At 64.2% G+C, this 25893-nt stretch carries 26 protein-coding genes; 7 read left to right on the top strand and 19 right to left on the bottom strand.

Annotation, left to right across the window (positions count from 1 at the left end; all coding sequences use genetic code 11):
* Positions 1–179: 179 nt before the first annotated feature.
* Positions 180–443 carry a hypothetical protein gene (locus ABFO07_RS32100; protein WP_347469910.1) on the bottom strand — a complete coding sequence of 88 codons (264 nt, stop codon included), beginning with the start codon at positions 441–443 and terminating at the stop codon, positions 180–182.
* 949 nt (positions 444–1392) lie between these two features.
* Between ABFO07_RS32100 and ABFO07_RS32095 the strand changes: the two genes are divergently transcribed.
* Entirely contained in the window at positions 1393–1965 is a 573-nt protein-coding gene (locus tag ABFO07_RS32095; protein ID WP_059564965.1) for a recombinase family protein, read from the top strand.
* 75 nt (positions 1966–2040) lie between these two features.
* Here the strand turns inward: ABFO07_RS32095 and ABFO07_RS32090 are convergent, their stop codons facing one another.
* The 5 genes from ABFO07_RS32090 to ABFO07_RS32070 all read right to left on the bottom strand — a co-directional run bounded on the left by ABFO07_RS32090 (position 2041) and on the right by ABFO07_RS32070 (position 6534).
* Positions 2041–2604, bottom strand: a complete 564-nt coding sequence (locus tag ABFO07_RS32090) for a recombinase family protein (RefSeq protein WP_059564861.1) — start codon at positions 2602–2604, stop codon at positions 2041–2043.
* Between the two features lie 77 nt (positions 2605–2681).
* On the bottom strand, positions 2682–4049 hold the full coding sequence (locus tag ABFO07_RS32085) for an MFS transporter (protein WP_347469909.1): 1368 nt from the start codon (positions 4047–4049) through the stop codon (positions 2682–2684).
* Between the two features lie 234 nt (positions 4050–4283).
* Entirely contained in the window at positions 4284–4553 is a 270-nt protein-coding gene (locus tag ABFO07_RS32080) for a hypothetical protein (RefSeq protein ID WP_155631245.1), read from the bottom strand.
* 66 nt (positions 4554–4619) lie between these two features.
* Positions 4620–5744, bottom strand: coding sequence for a succinylglutamate desuccinylase/aspartoacylase family protein (locus ABFO07_RS32075; protein ID WP_060014748.1), 1125 nt, complete (start codon positions 5742–5744; stop codon positions 4620–4622).
* Between the two features lie 46 nt (positions 5745–5790).
* Positions 5791–6534 carry a transporter substrate-binding domain-containing protein gene (locus ABFO07_RS32070; RefSeq protein ID WP_414136955.1) on the bottom strand — a complete coding sequence of 248 codons (744 nt, stop codon included), beginning with the start codon at positions 6532–6534 and terminating at the stop codon, positions 5791–5793.
* Between the two features lie 150 nt (positions 6535–6684).
* Here ABFO07_RS32070 and ABFO07_RS32065 point away from each other — a divergent pair, with 150 nt between their 5' ends.
* Positions 6685–7596 carry a LysR family transcriptional regulator gene (locus ABFO07_RS32065; RefSeq protein WP_059920042.1) on the top strand — a complete coding sequence of 304 codons (912 nt, stop codon included), beginning with the start codon at positions 6685–6687 and terminating at the stop codon, positions 7594–7596.
* A gap of 69 nt (positions 7597–7665) precedes the next feature.
* Here ABFO07_RS32065 and ABFO07_RS32060 read toward each other — a convergent pair whose 3' ends face one another.
* Positions 7666–8271: a TetR/AcrR family transcriptional regulator gene (locus ABFO07_RS32060; RefSeq protein WP_059564865.1), complete on the bottom strand. Its 606-nt coding sequence runs from the start codon at positions 8269–8271 to the stop codon at positions 7666–7668.
* Between the two features lie 113 nt (positions 8272–8384).
* Between ABFO07_RS32060 and ABFO07_RS32055 the strand changes: the two genes are divergently transcribed.
* From ABFO07_RS32055 to ABFO07_RS32045, 3 genes are read left to right on the top strand one after another with little or no spacing between them, the layout of a single operon-like run.
* Entirely contained in the window at positions 8385–9440 is a 1056-nt protein-coding gene (locus ABFO07_RS32055) for a sugar phosphate isomerase/epimerase family protein (protein ID WP_060149302.1), read from the top strand.
* A gap of 28 nt (positions 9441–9468) precedes the next feature.
* Positions 9469–10344 (top strand): alpha/beta fold hydrolase, encoded by an 876-nt coding sequence (locus ABFO07_RS32050; RefSeq protein ID WP_347469908.1) that lies wholly within the window; start codon positions 9469–9471, stop codon positions 10342–10344.
* 2 nt (positions 10345–10346) lie between these two features.
* Positions 10347–11285 carry an alpha/beta hydrolase gene (locus ABFO07_RS32045; RefSeq protein WP_060149266.1) on the top strand — a complete coding sequence of 313 codons (939 nt, stop codon included), beginning with the start codon at positions 10347–10349 and terminating at the stop codon, positions 11283–11285.
* A 30-nt stretch (positions 11286–11315) separates the two neighbouring features.
* On the opposite strand, the gene ABFO07_RS32040 is transcribed toward ABFO07_RS32045, so the two are convergent.
* Positions 11316–12527 carry an aminotransferase class I/II-fold pyridoxal phosphate-dependent enzyme gene (locus ABFO07_RS32040; RefSeq protein ID WP_347469906.1) on the bottom strand — a complete coding sequence of 404 codons (1212 nt, stop codon included), beginning with the start codon at positions 12525–12527 and terminating at the stop codon, positions 11316–11318.
* Between the two features lie 121 nt (positions 12528–12648).
* On the bottom strand, positions 12649–14199 hold the full coding sequence (locus ABFO07_RS32035) for a phospholipase D family protein (protein WP_059920032.1): 1551 nt from the start codon (positions 14197–14199) through the stop codon (positions 12649–12651).
* Between the two features lie 435 nt (positions 14200–14634).
* Between ABFO07_RS32035 and ABFO07_RS32030 the strand changes: the two genes are divergently transcribed.
* Positions 14635–14817, top strand: a complete 183-nt coding sequence (locus ABFO07_RS32030) for a hypothetical protein (RefSeq protein WP_059806349.1) — start codon at positions 14635–14637, stop codon at positions 14815–14817.
* A 230-nt stretch (positions 14818–15047) separates the two neighbouring features.
* Here the strand turns inward: ABFO07_RS32030 and ABFO07_RS32025 are convergent, their stop codons facing one another.
* From ABFO07_RS32025 to ABFO07_RS31980, 10 genes are all read right to left on the bottom strand, one after another.
* The gene (locus tag ABFO07_RS32025; protein ID WP_059920030.1) at positions 15048–16817 is read right to left on the bottom strand and encodes a histidine kinase; all 1770 of its coding nucleotides are present in this window, start codon (positions 16815–16817) and stop codon (positions 15048–15050) included.
* A gap of 82 nt (positions 16818–16899) precedes the next feature.
* A complete protein-coding gene (locus ABFO07_RS32020) occupies positions 16900–18309 on the bottom strand; it encodes an HD domain-containing phosphohydrolase (protein ID WP_060149269.1) in 1410 nt (469 codons plus the stop codon).
* Between the two features lie 119 nt (positions 18310–18428).
* Complete coding sequence (locus ABFO07_RS32015) at positions 18429–18938, bottom strand: GNAT family N-acetyltransferase (protein WP_347469904.1); 510 nt, start codon at positions 18936–18938, stop codon at positions 18429–18431.
* A gap of 104 nt (positions 18939–19042) precedes the next feature.
* Positions 19043–20197, bottom strand: coding sequence for a branched-chain amino acid ABC transporter substrate-binding protein (locus ABFO07_RS32010; RefSeq protein ID WP_059564872.1), 1155 nt, complete (start codon positions 20195–20197; stop codon positions 19043–19045).
* A 290-nt stretch (positions 20198–20487) separates the two neighbouring features.
* Positions 20488–20871 carry a cupin domain-containing protein gene (locus ABFO07_RS32005; RefSeq protein ID WP_059891357.1) on the bottom strand — a complete coding sequence of 128 codons (384 nt, stop codon included), beginning with the start codon at positions 20869–20871 and terminating at the stop codon, positions 20488–20490.
* Between the two features lie 25 nt (positions 20872–20896).
* Positions 20897–21448, bottom strand: coding sequence for a PaaI family thioesterase (locus ABFO07_RS32000; protein WP_059960513.1), 552 nt, complete (start codon positions 21446–21448; stop codon positions 20897–20899).
* Entirely contained in the window at positions 21445–22611 is a 1167-nt protein-coding gene (locus tag ABFO07_RS31995; RefSeq protein ID WP_059883295.1) for a radical SAM protein, read from the bottom strand. The genes ABFO07_RS32000 and ABFO07_RS31995 overlap by 4 nt, the downstream gene beginning before the upstream one ends.
* Positions 22608–23294: a Phenylacetic acid catabolic protein gene (locus tag ABFO07_RS31990; RefSeq protein WP_059883297.1), complete on the bottom strand. Its 687-nt coding sequence runs from the start codon at positions 23292–23294 to the stop codon at positions 22608–22610. The genes ABFO07_RS31995 and ABFO07_RS31990 overlap by 4 nt, the downstream gene beginning before the upstream one ends.
* A gap of 131 nt (positions 23295–23425) precedes the next feature.
* The gene (locus ABFO07_RS31985) at positions 23426–24262 is read right to left on the bottom strand and encodes a thioesterase II family protein (RefSeq protein ID WP_230942584.1); all 837 of its coding nucleotides are present in this window, start codon (positions 24260–24262) and stop codon (positions 23426–23428) included.
* A 32-nt stretch (positions 24263–24294) separates the two neighbouring features.
* The gene (locus ABFO07_RS31980; RefSeq protein WP_059564878.1) at positions 24295–24921 is read right to left on the bottom strand and encodes a hypothetical protein; all 627 of its coding nucleotides are present in this window, start codon (positions 24919–24921) and stop codon (positions 24295–24297) included.
* Positions 24922–25440: 519 nt separating this feature from the next.
* Between ABFO07_RS31980 and ABFO07_RS31975 the strand changes: the two genes are divergently transcribed.
* A complete protein-coding gene (locus ABFO07_RS31975) occupies positions 25441–25866 on the top strand; it encodes a DUF4902 domain-containing protein (protein WP_059806373.1) in 426 nt (141 codons plus the stop codon).
* The last annotated feature ends 27 nt before the right edge of the window (positions 25867–25893 follow it).

The following is a 25893-nucleotide window of genomic DNA, read 5'->3' as shown; positions in this document are numbered from 1 at the left end:
TATTTTTCCGGCGACTTCCAAGCCCGCGACGGACTATTTTTATTCTTGATCGCCGATCGTTCATCCAATTCACGCCTCAATACAGGATTGTCGCTGGCACACTGCCAGATGAATCTCCCGTGACTGAATCCGGCCAGCCGAATCCTCTCGATAATCGGAAGCACATCGCGAGCACAAACCTAATCGTCAAAGCTCGCGGCGAATTGGGTCTCTCCTCGGATGCCGGACGTCATGCCGATTCGATAAGCAAGCCGCGCAGCATCCTTCAAGCTCTTACCAATATGCTGATCGATCAATTGACAAGCAATTGATTCGATGGCTCTAGCGTCGATATCGACATCATTCACACGCGTGGAATTGGTTATCTCGGGAAACAAGGCCAACAATCGATCGGACGAATCATCGGTATCAGACTTATAATCCTGGATCGAGAGGCACTTCATCGGGCTCCTCATTTCGCCTCACTCTGCATGCATCAATTTCAACATACTCGCCCCAATAAAATCCTCTCGGAGCCATCGAATTTCAGCTCTCGGATTCATTGCCATCGCTATCACATCGCGTTCAGTTATCGTCATCACTCAATTCAATCTGACGACACCCGTCGGCAAGCGAAGCTCGTCATGTCCGTTTGTTGCAGGTGAGCCGCGGTGTCACCACATATGACTCCCACAAGATCCCTTTTCCCTTCATCGCACCGCCAGGACAATGTGGCCTGCAATGATCGGTCTACGCCGGCTATCCCGTTGACACGGAAACCTCCCTTCTCGCCACTAGTCGCCCCGCGCATTAAGGGCCTGAACAAAATCGTTCATTTCTATAAAATTCGATCTCAAGCGGGCTCTTGAGCGACATTTCCTTTTGCGACAAGGGCTTAGTGGAGTGCAGATTTGCCCGACAAAAACGAACGTTTTTGTCCAGTACAATCGAGCCGCATTTTCCACTTTTGACCATTCTTTACAATGCAACAACAGCGCAACGAGCGTCTACCCAACGCGCAGCACGCATCCATTTTGTAGGACGAAAGCGATTTCCAATCGCTGGCTTGACAGCTTCCCGGCTGCTCGAGGGCGATCAACTGGAATTTTCGATCTTCGCCAATCAAAACATCCGGAAATAGATGTTTCGCATGATTTGGAAATACAAAGGATTCGCGGCACGGGAAATTTGATTCACACGACGGAATCACTCAAAAGGAGATTCCCGATAACTGCGCATCGTCACGCCACAGATTGACGATGCAGACATTTAGTCGAGGCAAAATATGATCACGCTTAACCAGCGACACGGTGATGACCCGCAAAAAAGGGATCCCGCCTCTCCGCTTCTTGAAGACATAACCGAGTTTTATCGATATCCGTCCCACTTCCCGTGCGAGACGCGGAGGCGATCGTGAACATCGGATATGCGCGTGTTTCCACGGACGAGCAGAGTCTCGAGTTGCAACTGGACGCACTCAAACGAACCGGTTGCGATCGAATATTTACGGACCACGGTATTTCCGGAAGCGAATTTTCGCGCCCGGGGCTGGATGCCGCGTTGAAGCAGGCGAAAACGGGTGACACGTTGATCGTGTGGCGTCTCGACCGATTAGGCCGCTCGTTGAGCAAGTTGATTGACCTGGTGACGCATCTCGAGAAACGCGGCATTCAATTTGTTTCTGTCATGGAGTCCATCAACACCAACTCGTCAGGCGGCGTATTGATTTTTCATATGATGGCCGCGCTGGCCCAGTTCGAACGAAGCTTGATCAGCGAGCGCACGCGCGCCGGCCTGGCCGCCGCGCGCGCGCGAGGCCGCCCGCTCGGACGCAAGCCGGCGCTCGACGAAACGCAGAGAAAGCAGGCGCTGGATATGGTGAAACGTCAACCGGTCGCCGAGGTCGCGCGGTATTTCAAGGTGCACCCGCGCACCCTGAAGCGGTTGCTGATGGTGGAGCAAGCGCGCGAAACTCCATTGGAGTGATCTCATTGCGATCACGAAGTCACATCGCGCAGCCCTGTCAATCCCGGCTGTATCGCGGGCCGAGGCGACTTCTCGTTATTGGTGCCGCTGCGCGTATCGGGTCAAATGACGCCTCAGCGTCCGAATATGAATGTCGAACATTTTGGCGACCTCCGCTTCGGATTGTGTCCGCAACAACTCCTGTGCGCGAGCGCATTGCGTCGCATCCAGCGCCGGGGGCCGTCCCAGCCTGCTGCCGCGCAGACGGGCGCCTTGCAGACCCGCACGGGTTCGCTCACTGATCAGCGAGCGCTCGAACTCCGCGAGCGCCGCGATCATATGAAACGTGAAGCGCCCGGTCGGCGATTGCGTATCGATGCATTCCGTGAGCGAAACGAGCCGGACGCCGTTGTCATTGAGCCATGCAATGACGTCGATGAGATGGCGAATCGACCGACTGAGCCGGTCCAGTCGCCATACGACCAATGTACCGCCGCGCGTGAGCGCCGTCATGGCGGACGATAACCCGGGGCGGTCGATGCTCGCGCCCGACACGCCTTGGTCGGAATAGATCGCGTCGCATCGATAGCCTTCAAGCGCGGCCAGTTGCAAATCCAGATGCTGCTCATCCGTTGATACTCGAGCGTAACCAATATCCATTGCCTCGTCGTTGCCTTGAACCGTGTCGTGCGAATCGGAAATCGGTTGTTCCCGTTAGCCGCACGCCGACACAAATCTCAAGTGCCCCCCTTGGCAATTTTGATGACTGGCAACGACAATGCGATCACGCTTCCAATCAGAAGCGTGGCCACCGCATAAAGCAGCCCGGCCGCGAAGCTATGCGTGACGTCCTTCAACATTCCGACGATCAGCGGACTCAACGCCGAACCGATGTTGCCGGTTGCGTTGATCACCGCGATGCCGATCGCCTTGGCATGTTGCGAAAGCACGGTGTCGGGCATGGTCCAGAAAATGGCCATTGCCGTGTAGGCCCCCGTGGAAGCCATCGCGATGCCGGTCAACCTCATCTGGGGGACTTCACCGACAACTGCGAGCGTCCAGCCTGCAGCGGCGAAAAGCATGGGCAACACAAGATGCCATCGTCGTTCCTGGCGACGATCCGAGTGTGCGCCCCAAGCCAACATGCCGACAATCGTACAGATTTGCGGGAGCGCGCTCAGCAGCCCGACCTTGAGGTTACTGTTCGAGACATCGAAGCTCTTGACGATCTGGGGCACCCACATCGAAACGAGGCTCAGAGAATTGACCAGGCAGAAGTAGGCGACGGCGAATTTGAGCGTCGCGAGTTGCATCACCCCGCCTGATTCCCGCGATTGCGCAGCGCCGCCGTCCGCCGCAACAGGCGACGCTTCCGCGCTCAAGAGAGCCTGCAGCGTGCGCTTTTCCTTTTCCGTCAACCAGCGCGCACCTGCCGGTTTGTCGTCCAGATAAAACCAGACGGCGACGCCGAGCAGCGAGGCCGGCAATCCTTCGACGACGAACAGCCAATGCCAGCCGGCCAGGCCCAGTACACCGTCCAGACGCAACAGATAGCCGGAGGCCGCGGCGCCAAGGGCGGTCGTCACCGGCATCGCGATCATGAACAATGCGTTCGCTCGGGCTCGGTAGGCGCGCGGAAACCAATACGTCAGGTAGACCAGCATCCCGGGGAGAAAGCCGGCTTCACACATCCCGACCAGCGCGCGCAGCAGATACAGGCTTGACGCGTCGTGCGCGAACGCAGTGCAGGCGGACGCGAGTCCCCACGCAACCATGATCGTGGCAATCCAGCGCCGTGCTCCGATCTTGCCGAGCGCCAGATTGCTCGGTATGCCGAACATCACGTATGTCACATAAAACACGGCCCCCGCCATCCCGAACATGGTGCCCGTCAGCTTGAGGTCCGCTGCCATCGTCAAGCCGGCGAAGCCGATGTTGATTCGATCAAGGAAGGAGAACGCGAACAGAATGAACACGAAGCCGATCAGTCGCCTCGACACCTTTCTGACGACGTGCTGTTCGAATACCTCCAGGGACTGGTCGTTCTCGGCGTGGATCGCTCCGACGGCGGGTTTGACGGGCTCGAGCGTCGACGGGGTTCGCATTGTGCAACAACCTCCTGTGATTCTTACGAATAATGTGGCCAGCCAGTCTCCGGGCCGGTTCGTCCATCTAATAATTAATATATTAACTAGATGGACGAAAGACGCAATCATAGAAAACCATGATCAGGTGGCGGGACCGCGTCGTGTCGTCCGAAACGGGTCTGCTCGCTTGGCCCTTGAGCCATGGCATCCGGCCCCTCAGCTCCCGCGTGCCTTGTCGTGCGCGAATTCAGATCAGGATTGCTTGACGAATGGCTCGGCATGTCGGAACCGGTGCATGACGCCGACGCGCGCCCTCACCTGATTCGCATCGGGCGCGCGCACGGTCGCGCCGAACCGGCTTGCGGTCGAACCGCCGGTGCTCCTGACCATCCTGATCGCGCATGCACGCTTGTGCGCTTCGACGGTGTTCGCCCATTCCGACGAACTGCGGAAACGGTTTCGTTGTTGCCTATCGGGCGATATCCTCAGACAATCGACGCCCGCCGCCAGGGCAATCGACACCGCCCGCGCTTGGCCGGGCGGGAGTCGGAATGCTTGAGCAACCGCAGTATGGAACGACGCCCTGGGTCAGGCATTGAGCAGCATGCCGGTGCGGAAAGCGCGCGTGCCGGTCACGCGCCCGAGTGGCACGCCCGCCGTTACGAATCGAATCCCGCGGCGCATGTAGAAGATTCCGGAAGTATTGCTGCGCACCGTAATCGTCTTGTTCGTCAGTGGATCGACAATGTCGAAGAGCGGCGCGCCGGCGCGAATGTGGTCGCCCGGTGCCGCGTGGTGGATCAGAATGCCGCTCGCGGGTGCATGGAATTCTTCGCTGCCGGCCAGCGGGGTGGGTTCGTGCACGAGCGGAGGAAGCGGCCTTGCGTTGCCTCTCAATGCCCCCCGCGACCGCAAGAATTCGATGATCGCTTCCGCGTCGCGCGCGGCGGTTTCGTAGGTCACGTCACGCTGCCCGCGGCATTCGATCGTTGCGGCGATCGTTCCCGGCAGTAGCGAGGCCGCGCATCCAGCCCGCTTTTGCAGCCTCCACCAGGGGAGGCTGTGCGCCTCGTCAAAGGACTGGCCGCCCGACTCCGTCGCGATCAACGAAGCCCGCGCCCCCAGGTAGCGGGCGAGCGGCTCGAACTGCGGCCATGCCGCATCGCTTGTATACAGATGCAGCGTCGCTTCGAGCGAACAGTGCAGATCGATCACGACGTCGGCGTCCAATGACAACGACAGCAGCGCATGCTGCAGCGATTCAAACTCGGTACGTGGATCGTGTCGCGCGAGCGCTTCGCGCATCCAGGTTCGCACGATGGCGACGTTTTGCTTCGCATCCGCGCCGAGTCTGCCGTCAAGTTGGTCTGCCAGCTTGTCGAATGCCGGGAAGTTGCGGTTGAAATTCCGACCGCTGGCGAGATCGTATCGACCGATGAACTGGCCGAGCACGTGCTGGTTCAGTCCCACCGGGTTCGCCACCGGCACGACGACTATCTGCGCGTCGAGCTCGCCGGCAGCCTCCATCTCCTCGAGACGACGCCTGAGCATCACGCCAACCAGCATTGCAGGCGTTTCATCGGCGTGCAGGGCCGCCTGGATATAGATCTTTTGTCGCGTACCCTCCGCCTCTCGGGGGCCGAAATGAAAGCTGACGAGTTCACGGCGCGTGCCGATCGCGGGTGAGATCAGGAAAGTCGATTGCGCATGCATGGGGAGAAAGACGGTAAGGGGGACGCTGTCGAATCATCGTGCCAGGTCAGTCGCCGTAGGTATCGAACGAGAAATAGCGACGAGCGATGCGCGTATATGTTCCATCCGCGAGCATCGACGCGATCGCGGCGTCGATCGATTCCCTGAGCGCGAGATCACTCTTGCGCATGCCGATCCCGACGCCCTTGTCGCCCATCGACAGTGCCGGGCCGGCAAACCCGAAGCCCTTTCCTCTCGGCGTGCTCAGGAATCCCTGATCGGCTTCGACCGTGCCGAGCAATGCGCCGTCGATACGGCCGTTGACGAGATCCGCGAACACTTCGTCCTGGCCTTTATATGCCACGACGATCACGCCGTGCGGAACCCATTGTGCCAACGCATAACTCTCGAACTGCGTTCCGGATTGCACCCCGATACGTTTGCCGGAGAGCGACCTCGCGTCGCTGCCAAGCCCCGCCCCATTGCGCGCGACGATGCGCGACCTGAATTGATAGAGCTTCGACGAGAACGCAATCTGTTGGGCGCGTTTCTCGGTGATCGCCATTGAAGAGAGGATCGCGTCGATCTTCCGCGCCTGAAGCGCCGGGATCATCCCGGAAAACTCCAGCTCCACCCATTTGCAATGGGCGCGGATGCGCTTGCAGATTTCGTCGCCGAGATCGACGTCGAAGCCCCGGATGCTGCCGTCAGGGGCTTTCGCCTCCATCGGCGGGTAGTTGGGATCGATGCCGAACCGGACCATGCCCTTATCGTTCGCACGCGCGCCGGGCGCGGTGCAGAGCAGGCTCATGACCGTCATTCCGATCATCATGACATGCAGGAATTTCTTCACGATCGCGTTTCTCTTGAAAAATTCCTCGCTATCCTAGTGTGCAAGAGAAGCACTGCGAAGCATCATTTCGATTATCATGATCGCTTTTACTGATCGGGCCACACGATCATGACCCTCACTCAGTTGCGCGTGTTCGCCGCGATCATCGAGCATGGCAGCCTGCGTGGCGCGGCGCGCGCACTCAAAGTGACTCAAAGCAACGTCACGCAGCAGCTGCAGAATCTCGAACTTGCACTGGGGGTACCGCTTGTCGAGCGCACGAATCGTGGCATCGTGTTGACCAAGTATGGGGAGCGGCTTCTGGCGCGCGCCAGCGCGATTCTCGGCGAGTGCGATCGCGCCGATAGCGAAATGCGGCAGCTGCGAGGCGACTTTGGCGGAAGCGTGGTCCTGGGCATGACCACCGAACCGATGATCCAGACACTCGCCCCCGTGCTCGAACAGTATTGCACGCGCTTTCCGCAGGTGTCGGTGCACCTGCTCAACGGGACGTCGCGCAAAATGATCTCATGGCTGCGCGATGGGGCGCTGGACTTTGCGGTCGCACTGGTCGGTCCCGCAACCGATACGCAGGACTTGGCGGTGACGCCACTGTACCGATCCGATCCTGTCGTCGTATGCCGACGCGGGCATCCGCTTCAGCATGCGACAACGCTCGCCGAGCTCGCCGACTGCAAGTGGATCGCCACCCGCCAGCCGGGCTCGTCGACAGCGCCACCCGTGAACCGGCTGACAACGTTATTTGCCGAACACGGACTTGCACCGCCCAATATCGTCGTAACGACCGAGGCGCTATTCGATACGCTGCATCTCGTGAGCGAAACGGACTGGCTGTCGCTGGAGCCGTCAATCGTCACACGATATCGATTGTTCGGGGGAGAACTCGAGTCGATTGCAATCGCCGAGCGGGCGGCGGAATCCAGCGTCAGCGTCCTGCAACGCGCCAGCGTCCCGCTGACGCCGGTTGCGCAGGAACTGGCGACGATGATCGTGTCGTATGCGCGCATGACCCATGCCTGAACGAATCGCCCCCACTTCAACCGGAATGCGCCCTGGCCGATCACATCGGGCCGGGGCGTTCGATGCGACTCAGGCCTTCTCGCGCACGGCCATCTCCAGCGGCATCATCGCCGGGCCGATCGACGCCAGCAGACGATCCTTCGACACCCCGTCGCGGGACTGCACGGAGATGCCGTGCAGCTGCGTCGCATAGAAGTCGGCCAGCGCCTTCACGTCGGTCGCGGGCTTGAGCTGCCCCTGCTCCATCGCCTGTTGCAGGCGCGCGACGATCGATTGCGTGCGGGCGCGTCGAAGCGCCGCGAGCCACTCCATCACGCCGTCGTTCTCGGCCGTGCAGTTGGTGGCGGCTGACACCACCATGCAGCCATGCGGCTGGCCGCGCTTCGTATAGGCGGCAACGGCGTCACGCAGCATCCGTTCGATCGCGGCGCGAATGCCGGCCTCCTCGGCGAGCGCACGATCGGCGAAACCTCCGTCGCCTTTCTCATAGAGCGCCACCGCCTCGTGGAACAGCGCTTCCTTGCTGCCGAAGGCCGCGTAGATGCGTGCCGATGCGATCCCCATCGCATCGACCAGATCGGACATCGACGTGCCTTCGTAGCCGCGCCGCCAGAACGCGATCATCGCCCGTTTCAGCGCAAGGTCGCGATCAAATTCTCTCGGCCGTCCTGCCATCACCTCTCCTGTTCGCTGATTTCGACTCGCCCGGATTTTATCGCGCGACGCGGTTGACACGCGATATTCACTCGCCCTATTCTTTGTCGCTCGACAAATAATAGGAGTTGAACATGCGTACCATCAAGGGCCCGAGTCTCCATCTCGCGCAGTTCGCCGACGACGTCGCGCCGTTCGACAGCCTGGCCGGCGTGGCGCAATGGGCCGCGGACAAAGGTTTCAAGGCATTGCAGGTTCCCGCGTGGGAGACGCGGCTGTTCGACGTGGCCACCGCCGCGGACAGCCAGGCCTATTGCGATGACGTGACGGGCATGCTGGCCGAGCATGGCCTCGTGATCAGCGAGCTGACCACGCACATCTTCGGCCAGCTGGTCGCGGTGCACCCCGCATACGACGCGATGTGCGACAACTTCGCGCCGGCGGCGCTGCGCGGCAACCCGGCCGCGCGCACGGCGTGGGCGCAGGATCGTCTCGAACGCGCGGCGCGCGCGTCGCGCCGGCTGGGGCTGACGGAGATGGGCACGTTCTCGGGCTCGTTCGCCTGGCCGTACCTGTTCCCGTTCCCGCAGCGGCCCGATGGCCTGATCGACGCCGCCTTCGACGAACTGGCCCGCCGCTGGCGGCCCATTCTGGATGCGTGCGACGAAAACGGCGTCAACCTCTGCTACGAAATCCATCCGGCCGAAGACCTGCACGACGGCGTGTCTTTCGAGCGCTTCCATGCACGCGTCGGCCAGCACGCGCGCTGCAAGATCCTGTTCGACCCGAGCCATTTCGTGCTGCAGCAGCTCGATTACCTCGACTACATCGACATCTACCGCGAACACATCCGCATGTTCCACGTCAAGGATGCCGAGTTCGTGCCGAGCGGCCGACAGGGCATCTACGGCGGCTATGCATCGTGGGTCGAGCGCGCCGGGCGCTTCCGCTCGCTCGGCGATGGCCAGGTCGATTTCAAGGCGATCTTCTCGAAGCTTGCGCAATACGACTATGCGGGCTGGGCCACGCTCGAGTGGGAGTGCTGCCTGAAGAACCAGGAGGACGGCGCGCGCGAAGGCGCCGAATTCATCGACCGCCACATCATCCGCGTGACCGAGCGCATCTTCGACGACTTCGCCGGCGCGTCGGTGAACCGCCAGCAGATCGACGCGATGCTGGGCATCGCCTGACGGACTTCATTCATACGGATAACTATCCATGTCGAACCAGAATCCATCGCAATCCGCCGCCTTCGCTCATCAATACGTACGCATCGACGGACATCGCATCCATTGCGTCACCGCGGGCAGCGGCACCCCGGTGCTGCTGATTCCCGGCTGGCCGCAGACCTGGTATGCATGGCGTCATGTGATGCATGCGCTGGCCGAACAGGGCTTCATGGCGATCGCCGTCGACCTGCCCGGCACGGGCTATTCCGACCGCCCCGATACCGGCTACGACACGGGCCATACCGCCGCCACGCTGCATCGCACGATGGTGCAGCTCGGCTTCGACACCTACCTGGTGGCCGGTCACGACGTCGGCATGTGGGTCGCGTATGCGCTGGCCAGCGACCGGCCCGACGCGGTGCGCGCGCTGGCGCTCACCGAGGCGGTGATTCCGGGCCTGGCTCCCGCGCCGCCGATCTTCGTGCCGCCGGCGGACAACATCTTCCTCTGGCACTTCATGTTCAATCAGCTCGCCGACCTGCCCGAGACGCTGATCGCCGGGCGCGAGCGCGCGTACCTCGATTTCATGTTCGATCGCTGGTCGTTCCGGCGCGACTGCGTGGCCGTCGATGTTTACGCGCAAGCGTATGCGGCGCCCGGCGGCCTGCGCGGCGGCTTCGCCTATTACCGGGCCATTCCCGAAACGATCCGCCAGAACCTCGCGCGCGCGGAGCGCAAGCTCGGCATGCCCGTGCTCGCCATCGGCGCCGAGCACGCGACGCACGATGCGCCGCTGATCACGTTGCGCGATCACGCCGTCGACCTGCAGGGTATCGTCGTGCCGGATTGCGGGCATTTCATCATGGAAGAAGCGGCCGATGCGTTCATCGGCCACCTGCTGCCCTTCCTCGAACGGAGCCGTTGAACATGCCGCTCGACCCGCGACTTGCCGCATGGCTCGATCAATTGCCCGCCGCCGGTTCGCCCGCGTCGCTCGCCGAATTGCGCGCGGCAACGGATGCGTCGTTACGGGCCTTGCATGGCCCGCTGGAAACCGTGGCTCGCACCGAAACGTACGCAGTGCCCGTGCGCGACGGGCAATCGATACGCGTGCGCGCCTATTGGCCGGCGGCCATCGACAACAGCGCATCGCCGGTTCCGGCGATCGTGTATGCCCATGGCGGCGGATGGTGCCTGGGGACGCTCGCGCTCTACGACAACCCGTGCCATGCGCTGGCGAACGTAACGCAATGCGTCGTGCTGTCGGTGGACTACCGGCTCGCGCCCGAACATCCGTTCCCCGTGCCGCTGGAGGATGTCTGCGACGCGCTGGCCTGGGTGTTTGCGCATGCGGCCGGCCTCGGCATCGACCCGGCGCGGATCGCCGTCGGCGGCGACAGTGCCGGCGGCAATCTGGCGGCGGCGGCATGCCTGGTCGCGCGTGACGAGGGCGGCCCGCCGATCGCGCATCAATTGCTGCTGTACCCGCCGCTGGATGCGTCGATGGACACGGCGTCCTACCGGACATACGGGCAAGGCCATTACCTCACGTCGGATGTCATGCGCTATTGCTTCGACACGTACCTTGCCGATCCGGCCGACGGCCGCTCGCCCTACGTGTCGCCGCTGCGCGCGGCGACACACGCAGGGCTGCCGCCGGCGACGCTGCTGGTTTGCGAATACGATCCGCTGCGCGACGAGGCCGAAGCCTATGCGGAGAAACTGCGGCAATCCGGCGTGCCGGTACAGGTGGAATGGCTGCCGGGCATGCTTCACGCGTGCATCCACATGTGCGGGCTGACGCCCGGCGCCCGGCGCCTGTTCGATGTCGCGGGCGCGCGGATCGCGCAATGCTTCCGGCGCTGACGGCTCGACCGACCGGGACGGGTTGAGGACTCAACCCGCTTCCATCGCACGCCGCACCGACAGCGCAATGCCGTCCGCCGCGCGCCGCACCTCGTCGAGCGACGGAAACGACGGCGCGATCCGCAGATGCCGGTCGTCCGGATCGTCGCTGTACGGGAAGGCGGCGCCGGCAGGCGTCAGCACGAGCCCGGCTGCGGCCGCGAGCGCGACCGTGCGCTTCGCATGCCCCGGCGGCACGAACAGGCTGATGAAATAGCCGCCTTCCGGCCGCGTCCACGACACGTCGGGCAGATCCGCAAAATGCGCGCCGAACGCGTGATGCACCGCGTCGAACTTCGGCTTCAGCAGCGCGCGATGGCGCGCCATCAACGTGTCGAGCCCCGCGCGATCGCGCAATGCATGAACGTGGCGCAGCTGGTTCAGCTTGTCCGGGCCGATCGTGCGGATCGACTGATGCCGCTGCCACCAGTCGACGTTGCGTCGCGACGACGCGAGAAACGCCACGCCGGCGCCGCCGAACGTCGCCTTCGACAGCGACGCGAACACCAGCGCGCGATCCGGATATCCGGATGCCGCGCACGCGTCGATCACGTTCGGCGTCGCATGCGGCACGTCGGTCAGGTGATGGAATCGATAGGCGTCGTCCCAGAGCAGCCGGAAATCGGCCGCCGCGGCCGGCATCGACGCGAGCCGCCGGACGGTGTCGGCCGAATAGATCGCACCGCTCGGATTGCTGTACAACGGCATGCACCAGATGCCCTTGATCGACGGATCGTCGCGCACGAGCGCCTCGACGATGGCCATGTCGGGGCCGTCGTCGCGCATCGGCACCGGGATCATGCGGATGCCGAGCGCCTCGCAGATCGAGAAATGCCGGTCGTAGCCGGGCACGGGACACAGGAACGCGACATCGCGCTGCGTACGCCACGCCGGTGCATCGGGCACCCCGAACAACACCGCGAACGCGAGCGCGTCGTGCATCAGCGCGAGGCTCGAATTGCCGGCCGCGACGACCTGCGCCGCATCGACGTCGAGCAGCGCCGCGCCGAACTCACGCGCTTCCGGCAACCCGAGCGCCTGCCCGTAGTTGCGGCAATCGAAGCCGTCTCGCGACAGATGCCCCGCGTCGCCGGCCGCCGCGAACAGCGCGCTCGCCAGGTCGAGCTGCTCGGGCGCGGGCTTGCCACGCGACATGTCGAGCCGCATGCCCAGTTGTCGGAATGCATCGTAGGTGGCCGGCATGATGTCGTCCCCGCCGCGCGTGCGGCCGCATGAATGAATGCAGCCAGTATGCAAGCCGTTCGACGATCGGGCCAACGCGTTGTTTTGAATGCTTCGATCAGATTTTCTGATGCCTGTGCGATCAGAGCTGCGACTCGATCGGCAGCAGCCCGAGCAGCCAGATCTGCATCCGGCGCGCCGCCGAGACTTCCGGTTCCGTGTCGAGCCGGGTCGTCGTGCCGTCCGCATGGGTCTGAATCCATTCGAGCTGCCTGTGCCCGGCCGGATCGGTGGTTGCCACCACGCGCCACGCGATCGCGTCGAGCCTCGATTCCAGATCCGCCGCGACGTCGGACGCGATCTCGGGGTTCTCGCAATACACGCCGATTTCGGTATTGAGCTTCAGCGAGCGCGGGTCGAGGTTCATCGAGCCGATGAAGATGCCCTTGCGGTCGAACACATACGTCTTCGCGTGCAGCGACGCACGCGACGACCCGAACACGACCTGCTTCGAGATGCTCTTGTCGCCGGAGGGCCGCCGCTCGTACAGCCGCACGCCGGCCTCGACGAGATCGCGGCGATAGCGCCGGTAGCCGGCATGAACGGCCGCCACGTCGGTGGAAGCGAGCGAGTTGGTCAGCACCGTCACGCGCACGCCGCGCGCGATGAGCGCGCGCAGCCGCTCGATCATGTCCTTGCCGGGGACGAAATACGGCGACACGATCAGCAGTTCGTGCTCGGGCTGCAGCGCGAGTGCCCGCAGCTTCGGCATCAGGTGCCCTTCGCTGTCGTTCGGAGCATGCGCGATCTTCGCAGGGTCGTCGTACAGGACGGTCGCGCGCCCCCACGACCATTCGGTGCCCTGACCATGAACGATCTGGTCGAGCCGTTGCCTGGCCTCGAGCACGTAGGGGTTGTCTTCCATCGCCCGCATGTAGTCGCGCAGCCGTTCGCGCTCCCGGTCCAGGCCGCCCGGCGCGGCTTCGTGCCCGACGAGCGCGTCGATCGGATACGCATACGGGGAATTCCAGAACGCATCGAATTCGGTCGAGATGTCGGTCACGACGGGGCCATGCACGACGACGTCGAGATCGCCGAACTCCAGCATCGACGATGCGCCGAAATATTCGTCGCCGATGTTGCGGCCGCCGACGATCGCGGCCTGGTTGTCCGCGATCATCGCCTTGTTGTGCATGCGCCGGTTCACGCGCGAGAACTCGAGCGCCGCGCCGATCTTCTTGAACGTGCGCGCGGCAACCGGGTTGAAGAGCCGGATCTCGATGTGCGGATGCGCGCTGATCTCGAGCAGCTTGCGGTCGTCCGCGTTCGTGCCGAGATCGTCGAGCAGCACGCGCACCCGCACGCCCCGGTCCGCGGCGCGCATGACCGCGTCCGCCAGCGTGTGGCCGGTCAGGTCGTCGTGCCAGATGTAGTACTGGAGGTCGAGCGAGCGGTCAGCGCGATCGGCGAGCAGCACGCGCGCGTCCAGCGCGTCGACCGGGTTGCGCAGCAGATGAAACGCGTCCTGCCCGGGATGCGCTTTCGCCAGCGGCGCGAATGCGATGCCGAGGCGCGTGTCCGCGGTGTCGGTCAGCGCATGCGCCGGTGCGCGGTCGCCCTGCGGCGGAAGACTGGCGCACGCGACCAGCGCCAGCAGCGAAAGCATCGCAGTCAGCGAACGCAGAGCGATCATGGTTGTTGCTTCCTCTTTCTCCAGCTAATCGGGTCACAGCATACTTCGACTGTTGCCGTGCTTACAGGTATCGCGACGACGAATGCATCCTCCTCAAGATCCGCGCCGCGTTCCCCGGCAATCTTTTTGGCTCTTCGGGGATTTTCGGGGAACGCGGGGCAGGCTGTCGGTGATCGATCGGACAGTATCGGTCGGTAAGCACTGTTTTTGAATAACCAACAGAAGATTGTCGCGTGTTGGAATATAGCCAACATGTCGCATACCCCGAATCGCCGATATAGAAGCGAGAGGTTTGAAATTTCTATATTAAACAGTACGTTACGCCGCGGTGCGTGCCGGAGGCGAGTTGGCGCAGATCGTGCACGGTAGTGAGCGAGCAGTAAATGACAACTGCTCGAACCTTGCTACCAAGCTTCTTTTGAATGGAGATCCAAAATGAACTCGCTGACTATTGTTGACCTGCATCAGGAGGACGAATTGTCTGCTTCCCAGATGACCCATGTCGTCGGTGGACACGACGTAGAAAAGGAAAAAGCCCTCGTGGAACTCTACCGTGTCATCCAGGGGATGGGAGTGGATACACCTGACCCTCCAATCCACGTGTCGATGAAGTTGTAATTTTCGAACGTTGACACACGGCGCGCCGGTAGAAGGCGAGCATGCGAGCCTGCCATAAGGGCTGGAATACCGGCCCTTATTTTCGGCCGCTGCCGGCCTAGCCTTTTCCGGCGACAATCCGCGTCGCGGGCCTGTAAGCCCTTGCCGCGCCCCGGGATACCGGGGCGCGCTCGGCGGATCCACGCGGGCTAGACCGTTAGTTGCGATCGAAAGCGGTACTACCGACGCATTCACGCCTCATCCCGCAACGCCTCCACCCCCGCCTCATCCCTCACCCGCCGCACCGGCAACCGAACCGAAAACGTCGACCCCCACCCCGGTTCACTCGTCACCTCGATCACTCCGCGATGACGCTCGACGATGCCGTGCGACACCGACAGCCCGAGCCCGGTCCCCTGCCCGACCGGCTTGGTCGTGAAGAACGGATCGAAGATCCGGCGCACGACGTCGGGCGACATGCCCTTTCCCGTATCGCTGATCGCGATCGTCACGTGGTCGCCATCACTCGTCGTGCGAATCGTGATGACCCCTCGCCCGGAAATCGCCTGCGCCGCATTGACGAGCAGGTTCATGAACACCTGATTCAACTGCGAAGGCAAGCACTCGACCTGCGGCACGTCCCCATACTCGCGCACGATATCGGCCTTGTACTTGAGTTCGTTGTGAACCACGTTCAGCGTGCTCTCGAGCCCCGCGTGAATATCGACGACACTCCACTCGTCGCTGCCCGGACGCGAGAAATCGCGCAGGTCCTGCACGATGCGCCGCACCCGCATCGTCCCGTCGATCGATTCCTCGATCAGCGTCGCGATCTCGTCGCGGATGTAATCGATATCCGCCGCGCGCCCCGCAGCCGCCAGCGCGTCGCGCGTATCGGCGTCGAGCCTCGCCATCGCGGCCTCGTGCGCGGCGACCACGTCGAGCAGGCCGCGCACCCAGGTCTTCAGCGTATTGAGGTTCGCGCTGACGAAGCCGATCGGGTTGTTGATCTCGTGCGCGACGCCGGCCGCGAGCTGGCCGATCGACGCCAGCTTTTCCGACTGCAGCAGCTGCACGTGGGTTTCCTCGAGCGCGTGCAGCAGGCGCCGCTGCTCGTCCTTCTCCTGTTCGAGGCGCGCCTGCGCCGCCTTGCGTTCCTCGATCTCGCGCGCCATGTGCGCGCGGGTGCGCTGCAGCAGCTCGGTCGTCAGCTCGTAGCGGCGCAGCGCGTGCTTGAGCTCCGCCGTGCGCCGCTGCACCAGATCGTCGAGCATGTCGGCGATGCCGCTCAGGAACATCGTGCGCGCGTCGAAGCGCGACAGCATCAGCGTCACGACCAGGATCGCCAGCGTGAACAGCGCGACCGTCGTCGCCAGCCACGGCGCGTCGATGCCTTTCGCGGCGCCGCAGCGCGCGTCCGGCGCGAAGTGCGCGGCCGCCATCGCCGTGTAGTGCATGCCGCTGATCGCGACGCCCATCAGCGTGGCCGCGCCCGCGCGTCGCGCGCTCGCGAACCCCGTGTTCCGCGTGCGCAGCGTCTGGGCGAGCCACAGCGCGACGGTCGACGCCAGCACCGCAATGCCGATCGACGCGGCAAACAGCGCGGCATCGTAGCGAATGCCCGGCTGCATGTGCATCGCGGCCATACCCATGTAATGCATGCCGGCGATCCCGCCGCCCATCAGCACGCCGCCGGCAAGCAGCCGGAGCCGCGGCAGCGTCGCGCGCGTCACCACGCTCAGCGCGAAGTACGACACGAGCACGGCGATCGCCAGCGAGATCCCCGTGTCGACGAGGTCGTAGCCGAGTGGAATCGGCAGCGAAAACGCCAGCATCCCGACGAAGTGCATCGACCAGATGCCGGTGCCCATCGCGGCCGCGCCGCCGCCCAGCCATGCGCGCTTGAGCCTCGGCTTGTCGAGCAGCGAAATGAACCTGGCCAGATCGAGCGCCGTATACGAAGCCAGCGTCGCGATCGCGAGCGACAGCAGGACGAGCGACAGTTGGTAAGTGCCGTGCATGGTCGCACCCGGTCAGGTGAAAGTGCGGTTGTGCCAAGCCGCGCGGCCAGTCGCGCGTCGCGGCGACCGTGCCGCGCCGCCGTTAACCGGCCACGTCGCCCGCCGGCGGCGCGGGCTTCGGCGCGCTCGCGGCAAGCACCAGGATGTCGAACGGCGTGCCCTCCCGCGCTTCGAAGCGGCGCACGAGATCGATCTGATGCGCCGAGATCACGCTGCCCTTCGTCATCAGCAGCACGCCGCGATGCGTGCGCAGATCGTCCGCGAGCTGCATCCCTTCGCGCAGCTGGCCGGATTTCACTTCCGACACGGACGACGCGATGCCCAGTGTCGCGGGCTCCCGCATCAGCGTCACGAAGCGTTCGACGATCTGCGGGTCGTAGCGCACGCCGGCCTGCGACGTGATGGCGTCGAGCGCCTGCTCGACCGAATGCGGCGGGCCGATCTCGCCGAGGCGCAGCGCCTCGAAATCGCGCGCGACCGCGACGATCCGCGCGCCGAGCGGAATATCGATGCCCACGAGGCCGTTCGGCGTGCCTCGCCCGTTGAACCGTTCGTACTGGTGCAGCACGATCAACGCGACCTGATGAAGCTGCGCGACCGGCGTCAGCACCATCTGCCCGCGCAGCGGATGCTGCAGGAACAGCCGCAGCTCGTCCGTCGTCATGCGGGTCAGCGGCTTGTGCAGCAATTCATCGGGCAGCGACAGCTTGCCGATCCCGTGCAGCAGCCCGGCGTAGTAGACGTCCTGCGCATGAAGACTCGACATGTCGGACGCGAGCGCGAGATGCCGCGCGATTTCGCCGATGCGCATCGACTGCCCGCTGGCGGCCCCGCAACGCATCTCGATCATGCTCGCGCACACCTGCACCATCGCCGTGAAATTGCTTTTCAGATCGCGCTGCGCCGCCTCGAGGAACATCACGGTCTGCCCCAGTTCCTCGGTGCGCGCACGCACCTGGGTTTCGAGTTCCGCGTTGAACTGGCGCAGCGTTTCGTTCTGCGCCTGCGTGAGCGCCGCGAGCCGCGCGGCCTCGTGCCGCAGGCGCCGCTGCTCGAGCGCCTGCTCGATCGTCAGCAGCAGGTCGTGGTCGTCCCACGGCTTGTTCAGGTAGCGATAGATGCCGCCTTCGTTGATCGCCTGCACTACCGAGTCGATTTCCGAATAGCCGGTCAGCAGGATGCGCATCGTGTCGGGGTACAGCGCCCGCGTGCGGGCGAGGAACGCCGCACCGCTCATGTGCGGCATGCGCATGTCCGACACGATCAGGTCGACTTCGGTCGACGACAGGATTTCGAGCGCCGCCTCGCCGCCGTCGGCGGTCAGCACCTCGTAGCGCGCGGGCCTCAGCAGCCGCCTGAGCGCCGACAGCACGGCAGGCTCGTCGTCGACGAGCAGGATCACGGGCGCGGCAGGCACGCCGTCGGCCGGCTGCGTCGCGTCGGCTGTTGCATCGGGGGTGAGACTGCTGCCGCTGGTTTCCGGCGTCGTCATGATGGCCCTCGTATTGGTTTTTCACGCCTTGTCTGCAACATCGGCTTGCGGCGGCTTTCCTGCATAAGGGAAAACACGGATACGCGCATGAACCAACCTACGAGGGCTTTTGAAGTATTTCAAACCATTCGCGTGCACGTCGACGCTGTTGGTCGTCGGCTACCCCTTTGCGCAGCCCGCCTGGCGCGTTCCCCCCCCTCGCCGCCCGACTCCAGCAACAGATATTCGCCGTCGTCCGCGCAGCCGGCGCCGACCTCGACGAAGCGGCACGCGCGATAGAACGCCAGCGCCGCTTCGTTCGCGCGCAGGCACTTGAGCCGGTAGCGCGTTGCCGGCCAGCCCGGCAACGCATGCAGCAGCGCGCGGCCGATGCCGCGCCGCAGCTGCGGCGTATCCACATACAGGTGATGGATGAAATGGTCCGGCTCCCACACCGCGACAAAGCCGACGAGTCGTGCGGCTTCATCCTCGGCCACGCGCAGCCGTTCGCCTTGCGTCTGCGTGTCGAAATCCGCCAGCGCGAACGCGTCGTCCGCCTGCCAGACAAAGGTCGCGCGTCTCGAACGCAGGAACAGTTCGCGCAAGGCCGGCGCATCCGCGGCCACGGCGTCACGGACGATGATCGTCATGGGTATCGATTCTGTCGCGGCGACCATTTCGGCCGCCCGTCAAACGGCGGCAAACCGAACGCGATTCGCCGCGCCACGCACGGCGAATCGCGCGGCTCACGCCATTACATCTTCACTTCGTCGATGAACGTCTTCTTGCCTTCCTTGTAGCCGTACAGCGAAATGACGCCGTGCTTCAGGTCGCCCTTCGCGTCGAACGACGTCGTGCCGATCACGCCCGAGTAGTTCGTCGCCGGGATCGCGGCCAGGATCTTCGCCGGATCGGTCGAGTTCGCGCGCTTCATTGCGTCGACGACGATGTACACCGCGTCATACGCGAACGGCGCATCGAACTTGATGCCCTGGTTGAAGCGCTTCTGGTACTTCGCGACGAACGCGGTGCCGCCCGGCATCTTCTCGAGCGCCGCACCGGCCTGCGAGCAGATCACGTTGACGGACGCATCGCCCGCGAGGCTCGACAGTTGCTCCGTGCACACGCCGTCGCCCGAGAAGATCTTCGCGCGCAGGCCGAGCTGCTTTGCCTGCTTCGCGAACGGGCCGCCGGTGGCGTCCATGCCGCCGTACATGATCGCGTCCGGGTTCTCGCCCTTGATCTTGGTCAAAATCGCGCGGAAGTCGACGGCCTTGTCGTTGGTCGCATCGTGCGACGTGACCTTCAGGCCGAGCGCCTTCGCCTTCTTCTCGAACTCGTTCGCGAGGCCCTGGCCGTACGCGGTCGAATCGTCGACCACCGCAACGGTCTTGATGCCCTTCGACTGCGCATAGGACGCGAGTGCCGGGCCCTGCTGCGCATCGGTCGCGACGACGCGGAACGTCGTCTTGAAGCCCTGTTGCGTATAGACGGGGTTGGTCGCCGACGGCGAGATCTGCACGATGCCCGCATCGCTGTAGATCTTCGAGGCCGGGATCGACGTGCCCGAGTTCAGGTGGCCGATCACCGCGACGACCTTGTTGTCGACGAGCTTCTGCGCGACCTGCGTGGCCTGGCGCGGGTCGGCTGCGTCGTCCTGGCCGTCGAGCACCAGCGTGACCTTCTGGCCGCCGATCGTCAGGCCCTTCGCGTTGATCTCCTCCACGGCGAGACGCGCACCGTTCTCGTTGTCCTTGCCGAGGTGGGCGATACCGCCCGTCAGCGGCTCGACGCTGCCAATCCTGACAGTCTGATCGGACATCGCATCAGTCGCGGCGACGGCCGAAAGAATCGTCGCGGCACCAATCAGCACATGCTTGCGCAGCATGGGTGCATTCTTTTGCTTCATCAGAGGTTCCCTAATCAAGTGGGAGACGGTTTGATTGTCGTCTCGATGATTGCCGATTCACGCCGAATATAGTTTTAGGAACGGCGCCGGCATAATCACAAATCTCACGCGGCCGGGACTGATGTCAAGTGAACAAATTTAATTGACGCTCTATTGTCACGAATGCTTGCGCGGCAGCACGCGCCGTGCAATCGCGCATAGGCCGGCAATGGTGTCCTCCATGATTAAAAATCGACATAATTGCCGGCAAAATACCGATATCGATCGCTAATTCTTCAATTCGCGCGCCGTCACGCCAATTGATCCGCAATCGACTTCGTGCGCGGTGATTCGACGTCGCCCGTATGCCTGGTCGTCACCGTCTCGATCAGCACGATCCAGCATTCGTCGTCGGCGCGCGGGCTGTGCAGCGTATTCCTCGGCACCACGTGCATGCTGCCTTCCGGCAACTCGACGACGCGCCCGCCTTCGTACTGCATGTGCAGATGCCCGCGCACCACGTAGAACAGTTCGTCTTCGCCGTCGTGCTTGTGCCAGACCAGTTCGCCCTTGATCTTCGCGACCTTGACGTACTGGTCGTTGACCTGCGCGACGACCTTGGGCGACCACCAGTCATCCACCGCATCGAACGCAGTGGGCAGATGGAACGACTCGGGAAACGCGGTCTCGCTCATGCGGATTCTCCATTGCGGCGGCGCTTCACGCGGCCTCCGGCACGGACGGCACCGACGGCTCGGCCCCGACCTTGTCCAGCCAGTTGCTGCGGCCGTCGCTGCCCGAATCGCGCGCGGCGAGCGTGGCCGCGCCGACCACGCCCGTCGCGAGCACGCTGCAGCGGCCGCGGCCTTCCGTCAGCCGGGCCTCGACGAACACGACGCCCGACGAGCGCCGCACCGCCACGCATTCGACCACCGGCCGGGCCGCCTTCACCGGTTTCATGAACTGGATCGACAGCTGCACGGTGCCGCAGGTGCGGCCCCGCAAGTGCAGCACGCCCGTCACCGACATCGCGCAATCGATCAGACCCGCGATGATCGCGCCGTTGAGCGCGTCCGTGCCGAGCCCGCCCGCGTGCGCCTGCGTGCGCTGCACGAGCGCGAGCCGCACGATCCGCCGGTGCGACAGGTCGAGCGACGCGCCGAGATGCGCGAGAATCGGCATCGCGCCGAGGCAGGCCTCCCAGCGGATGCGGTCTGCCTCGTCGCCCGGCAGGTCGAGCGCGTCGGACGCCCAGGCCGGGATGGCCGTCATGCGCGCACCTCTTCCACCTGCGGCTCGTCGGCCACCGGCAGCACGCCGGCCTCCGGCGCGCGGGCGCCGATCGTCTGCCGGTAAGGCGACCAGATGAACTGCTTCCAGTAGCTTTCCGCGACGCCGACCCACGTGCGCAGCGCGTCGAGGCTGTCGAGCGACTTGTCGAGGCTCACCATCAGCCAGCTGTAGACCGCCTGGCTGTCGCGGCAATCGTTGCAGTGCCCGGACGTGCAGCACAGCTCGACGGTCTGCAGGTCCGGCTTCCACGTGTTGAACATCGGCAATGCCGCGTTGCCGTTGGTCAGCCGTTCGGCGTTGCCCGGATGATCCTGGCTCACGCTCGGGCACACGTCGTAGCCGAACTCGCCGCACCACGCGCGCCCGGTGACGATCGCCTCGATATGCGCCGGATGGTTCAGCACAGTGTCGGGGTACGCCTGCGCGACGCGCAGCATCTCGGCCAGCAGCCGCCGCTGGTTTTCCATCCGCAGCGGGTGCCCGGTGTCGTACTTGCTGTAGAAGTTGAACGTGACGACGTTGCCGTTGTCGCGGATGCGCCGCACCGTCGGCTCGATATACGAGAGCCCGTCCTCGGTGGCCGCGAACACGAAGGTCGCGCGCGGGTCGTTCCGGTAGTTGTCGAGCGCGGTGTCGAACAGCCCTTCGAAGCGCCCGCCGCCCGGCCGGATCGCGCGCAGCTCGTCGTCGAGCGGGCCGCCGCCGAACAGCGAGATGAACACGGTCACGTTCTCGAACGGCGCCACGTTCGGCAGCGGCTTCAGCCCGTTCGTCGAGATCGACACGTAGCGCATCCCGTCGACGAACGCCTCGATCCGGTCGCGGAACAGCGTCGGCTCCCCGCCGATCAACAGCGCGCAGTTCACGCGCCGCTTGCGCTCGGCCGCGATGAATGCGCGCCACGCATCGATCGACTTGGCCTCCTGCGCGTGCTTGTCATGGCCGAACTCGAAAAACCAGCAGCCTTTGCAGCGGATATTGCAGGCATTGGTCAAGTGGTACTCGGATGCGCGCACGAGCGACGAGAAGCGCCGCACTTCGTTGAAGCGCTGCGCCAGCGCCGGATCCAGCGCGAGCAGGTCGGGCAGCCGTTCGGCGATGAGCGCCTTGCGGCGGGTCTTGATTTCGCGGGTCTCGATCATGATTGCTCCGCGGCAAGCACAGCCATTTCCGGCACGACGAGCCCGAGCGCGCTCAGCTTCGGCAGGATCTTGCGCACGAAGTGACGGCGCAGTTCGCCGTTGGTCGTCTTGCGCAGCCCCCACTTCACGTACAGCGCCGAGCGCTTCGACTCGTCGCGGCCGAACAGGCCGAGAATGTGCGGCCACAGACGATCCAGCGCCTGCTGCGCGTCCTGCCGGCCGGCATCCGTGCCGCACGCGTCGCGGATGATGCGGAACCCGTGTGCGACGTGCACGTGCTCGTCCTTGATGATCTGCTTCACGAAGATCTCGCTGAACGGCTCGTAGCTCGACTCCTGGAACTCGAGCAGGTGCTCGAGCACGACCGCTTCGCCGAGAAACGAAAAGATGCCGCGCTCCATCCAGTTGCGCACGCCGCGCACCAGTTCGTTCGCGTAGTACGGGCGCTGCTGGAAATGCTGCGCGAGCATGCCGCTCGTATCGACGTCGAGGCCGGCCAGCACTTCCGCGCTCAGCTCGTAATGCTGCACCTCCTCGGCCGCGCGCTCGCAGCAGACGAACTTCTCGTATGCGTTCGGCGCGAGGTTGTAGAACACCTGCGTGTAGTCGTCCGCGCCGGTCAGCTCGCCTTCGGTATGGACCATCATCAGGTGCGTCGCGAGCGACCGGTATTCCTCCGGCATGTTGCGGAAGTCTTCAGGCGTCCTGACCTGGTTCTTGTGGAGCAAGGGGGACTGCGCTGCTTGTGAGGTTTCCACGGGTGATCTCCTTCGTTGTAGTTCGTTGTGTTTCGTCGCGGGTCGACGGGAATGATTTACTGGCCGACGGGGGCAGCCGCGCGATCCGCCGCTGCCCCCGCAACGGCCGGCAGCGCATCGAGCACGCCGCTCAGGTGCGCCAGCACGTCGGGCCGGTGGGTGTCGATGAAGAAATGCTCGCCGTCGAACAGGCGCACGTTCAACGGCAATTCCGAATACCGCTGCCATTCGCCGAGGTCCGGCGTCCACACCAGCGCGTCGTGGCGGGCGCTCAGCACGTGAATCGGCACCGGCAGCGCGCGAATCTCGGTGCGCCACGTCTCGCGGCTTTCGAGGTCCGCGCGGATCGTCGGCAGGAACATGTCGATGAACGCCTGCGCGTCGAGCATCCCTGCGGGCAATCCCTGGAGCAGGTCGAGCTCCTGCACGAGCTCGTCGCGCGGCAGGTCGTGCAGGCGGCGGCGCCGCCGCGACGGCAGGTGCGGCGCCGCGCAGCCGGAGGCGAAGAGCGCGAGCGGAGGGCGCCCCGCATCGACGAGCCGCTTCGCCAGCTCGAGCGCCAGCACCCCGCCCATGCTGTGGCCGAACAGCACGATGTCGGCGTCGGCGCAGTCGAGCAGGCCGACCATCGTGTCGTCGGCGAGCGCGCGCATCGTGCGCAGCGGCGGCTCACGGAAGCGCGCGCCGCGCCCCGGCAGTTCGACCGCGCACACCTCGACGTCGCGCGGCAGGCGTTCGTGCCAGCCGCGGAACACCGCGGCGCTGCCGCCCGCGTAGGCGCAGCAGATCATCCGCAGGCGCGGTGCCGGCACCGGCGCGAAGATCTTCAACTGCGCGGAGGACTGCGCCCTCGACGGCGCCTTCGTGGCCATCCCGGCTGAACTCGAATTCATCGGTGGGAAATCTCGCTGGCTTGACGGTCGGATCAGTACGGCGCGTCGGCGTGCCGGCGCGTTTCCCACACCGCTTCCATGCGTGCGGTGATCGCCGGCATCTGGTCGGGGGTCACCCGGTAGCGGACGGTGCGCAGCGGCGCGCGCAGGATCGGCAGCTCGAACAGCCCTTCGCCTTGCGGCGCGATGCCGAGGTGCGCCTTCACGCGGTTCGCGCCGACGTTGTCGGCCGGGGATTCGAAGCGGATCGCGTCGAGCGAGAAACGCTCGAAGAACGCGGCCATCGCCTTCACGTACGACACCACGCCGATGCCGAGCCGGCGATGCGCGGGCTGCCAGATGTGCGCATGCATGACGCCGCTCGCGTAGCGCCCCGGCGGCCCGCCGGCGCGCTGCTCGAGGTGCGTGAGTTCGTGCACGCCGACGGTCTGCCCGTGCAGCGTGATGCTGAAGATCGCGTTCTGCGGCGTGCCCGCGCGCGCTTCGCGCTCGAGATTCAGCGCGAGCATGTCGCGCATCTGCCGGCGGCCCGGCAGCCGGGCCGGATCGACACCCATCGCCGCCAGGTGGCTGTCGCCGCCGTCGTACCAGTACGCGATGAATCCGTCGATGTCAGCGTGACTGAAATCCCGTATGCCGATATCCGCTATCTCGATCACGCCTCTCTCCGCTCCGTCGCCGCATTGTTTCCGGCGATGGGAAAATCAGGCGCTTCGTGCATCGCGCCGAATTCGAGCCGGTTAATGTTTTATCGGATGCCATGATGCAGATAATCATTCCGGATGCGAAGCTGCAATTTCTTGCAGGTTGAATTTGTTTGCGTGTCAGGCAATATCTCCCCGGAATACTGTCCAATTCGGCCATCGAAGACGGTTTGACCGGCATCGTGTCACGGCGACATGATCCGCGCTTCCGTGGCCCCTTTTGCCATCCGGTCCGATCCGTCCGGTTGGCCGCGCGGCAGCCGGCTCATCCGCCCGGCATCACACCGCGCATCGCACCGCCCACGGCCACGTGCCGTCGCGCGATTCGATTCGTTCCGCATCGACGTCATCCCGGTTCCGGTCCGCCATCGCGCGGCTGCCCGGACAGCCATCCGCCCATGTTTGAAAGTAACGGTCGTCATGCGCGCGTCGTAACCGCATGCTGCCCGGGCCACACAAACAAGGAGGTTGATCTTGGATCTGAAATCGGACGCCAGCGCGACGCCGGCCCGCCTCGGCGCGTCTGCGCCTCACGACGGATACGTTCGCCTGTCCGTCAGCCAGCTCGCGGCCGTCAACCCCGGCCTGCTCTACGCCGGCTGCGACGCGCAGGTGCTCAACGACGCGTGGGACCACGGCATGCCCGCGTGCCACGCAGGCTATTGCGAATGGATCGATACCGACTGGCGCCCGCCGATCACGTTCGGCTGGTGCTGGCTCGCCGATCGCCACCACGTGTATCGGATGCTGCCGAACAGCGTGACGGCCAACGTGATGATCGTGTGCGCGAAAGGGTATGACCTCGGCCCCGAACACACGATGCGGCTTCTCGAAGAGTGGATTATCACGTTGCCGTGGAGCGCCAGTATCCATGCATATGTTCCATTAACAGACCTGTAATAAGTTGCAGTTTCGACGCGTCCTCCA

The organism is Burkholderia stagnalis (assembly GCF_039848545.1).
Classification (GTDB): Bacteria; Pseudomonadota; Gammaproteobacteria; order Burkholderiales; family Burkholderiaceae; genus Burkholderia; species Burkholderia stagnalis.
The sequence above is the reverse complement of the archived record's forward strand: the minus strand, read 5'-3'. Positions and strand labels throughout refer to the sequence as shown.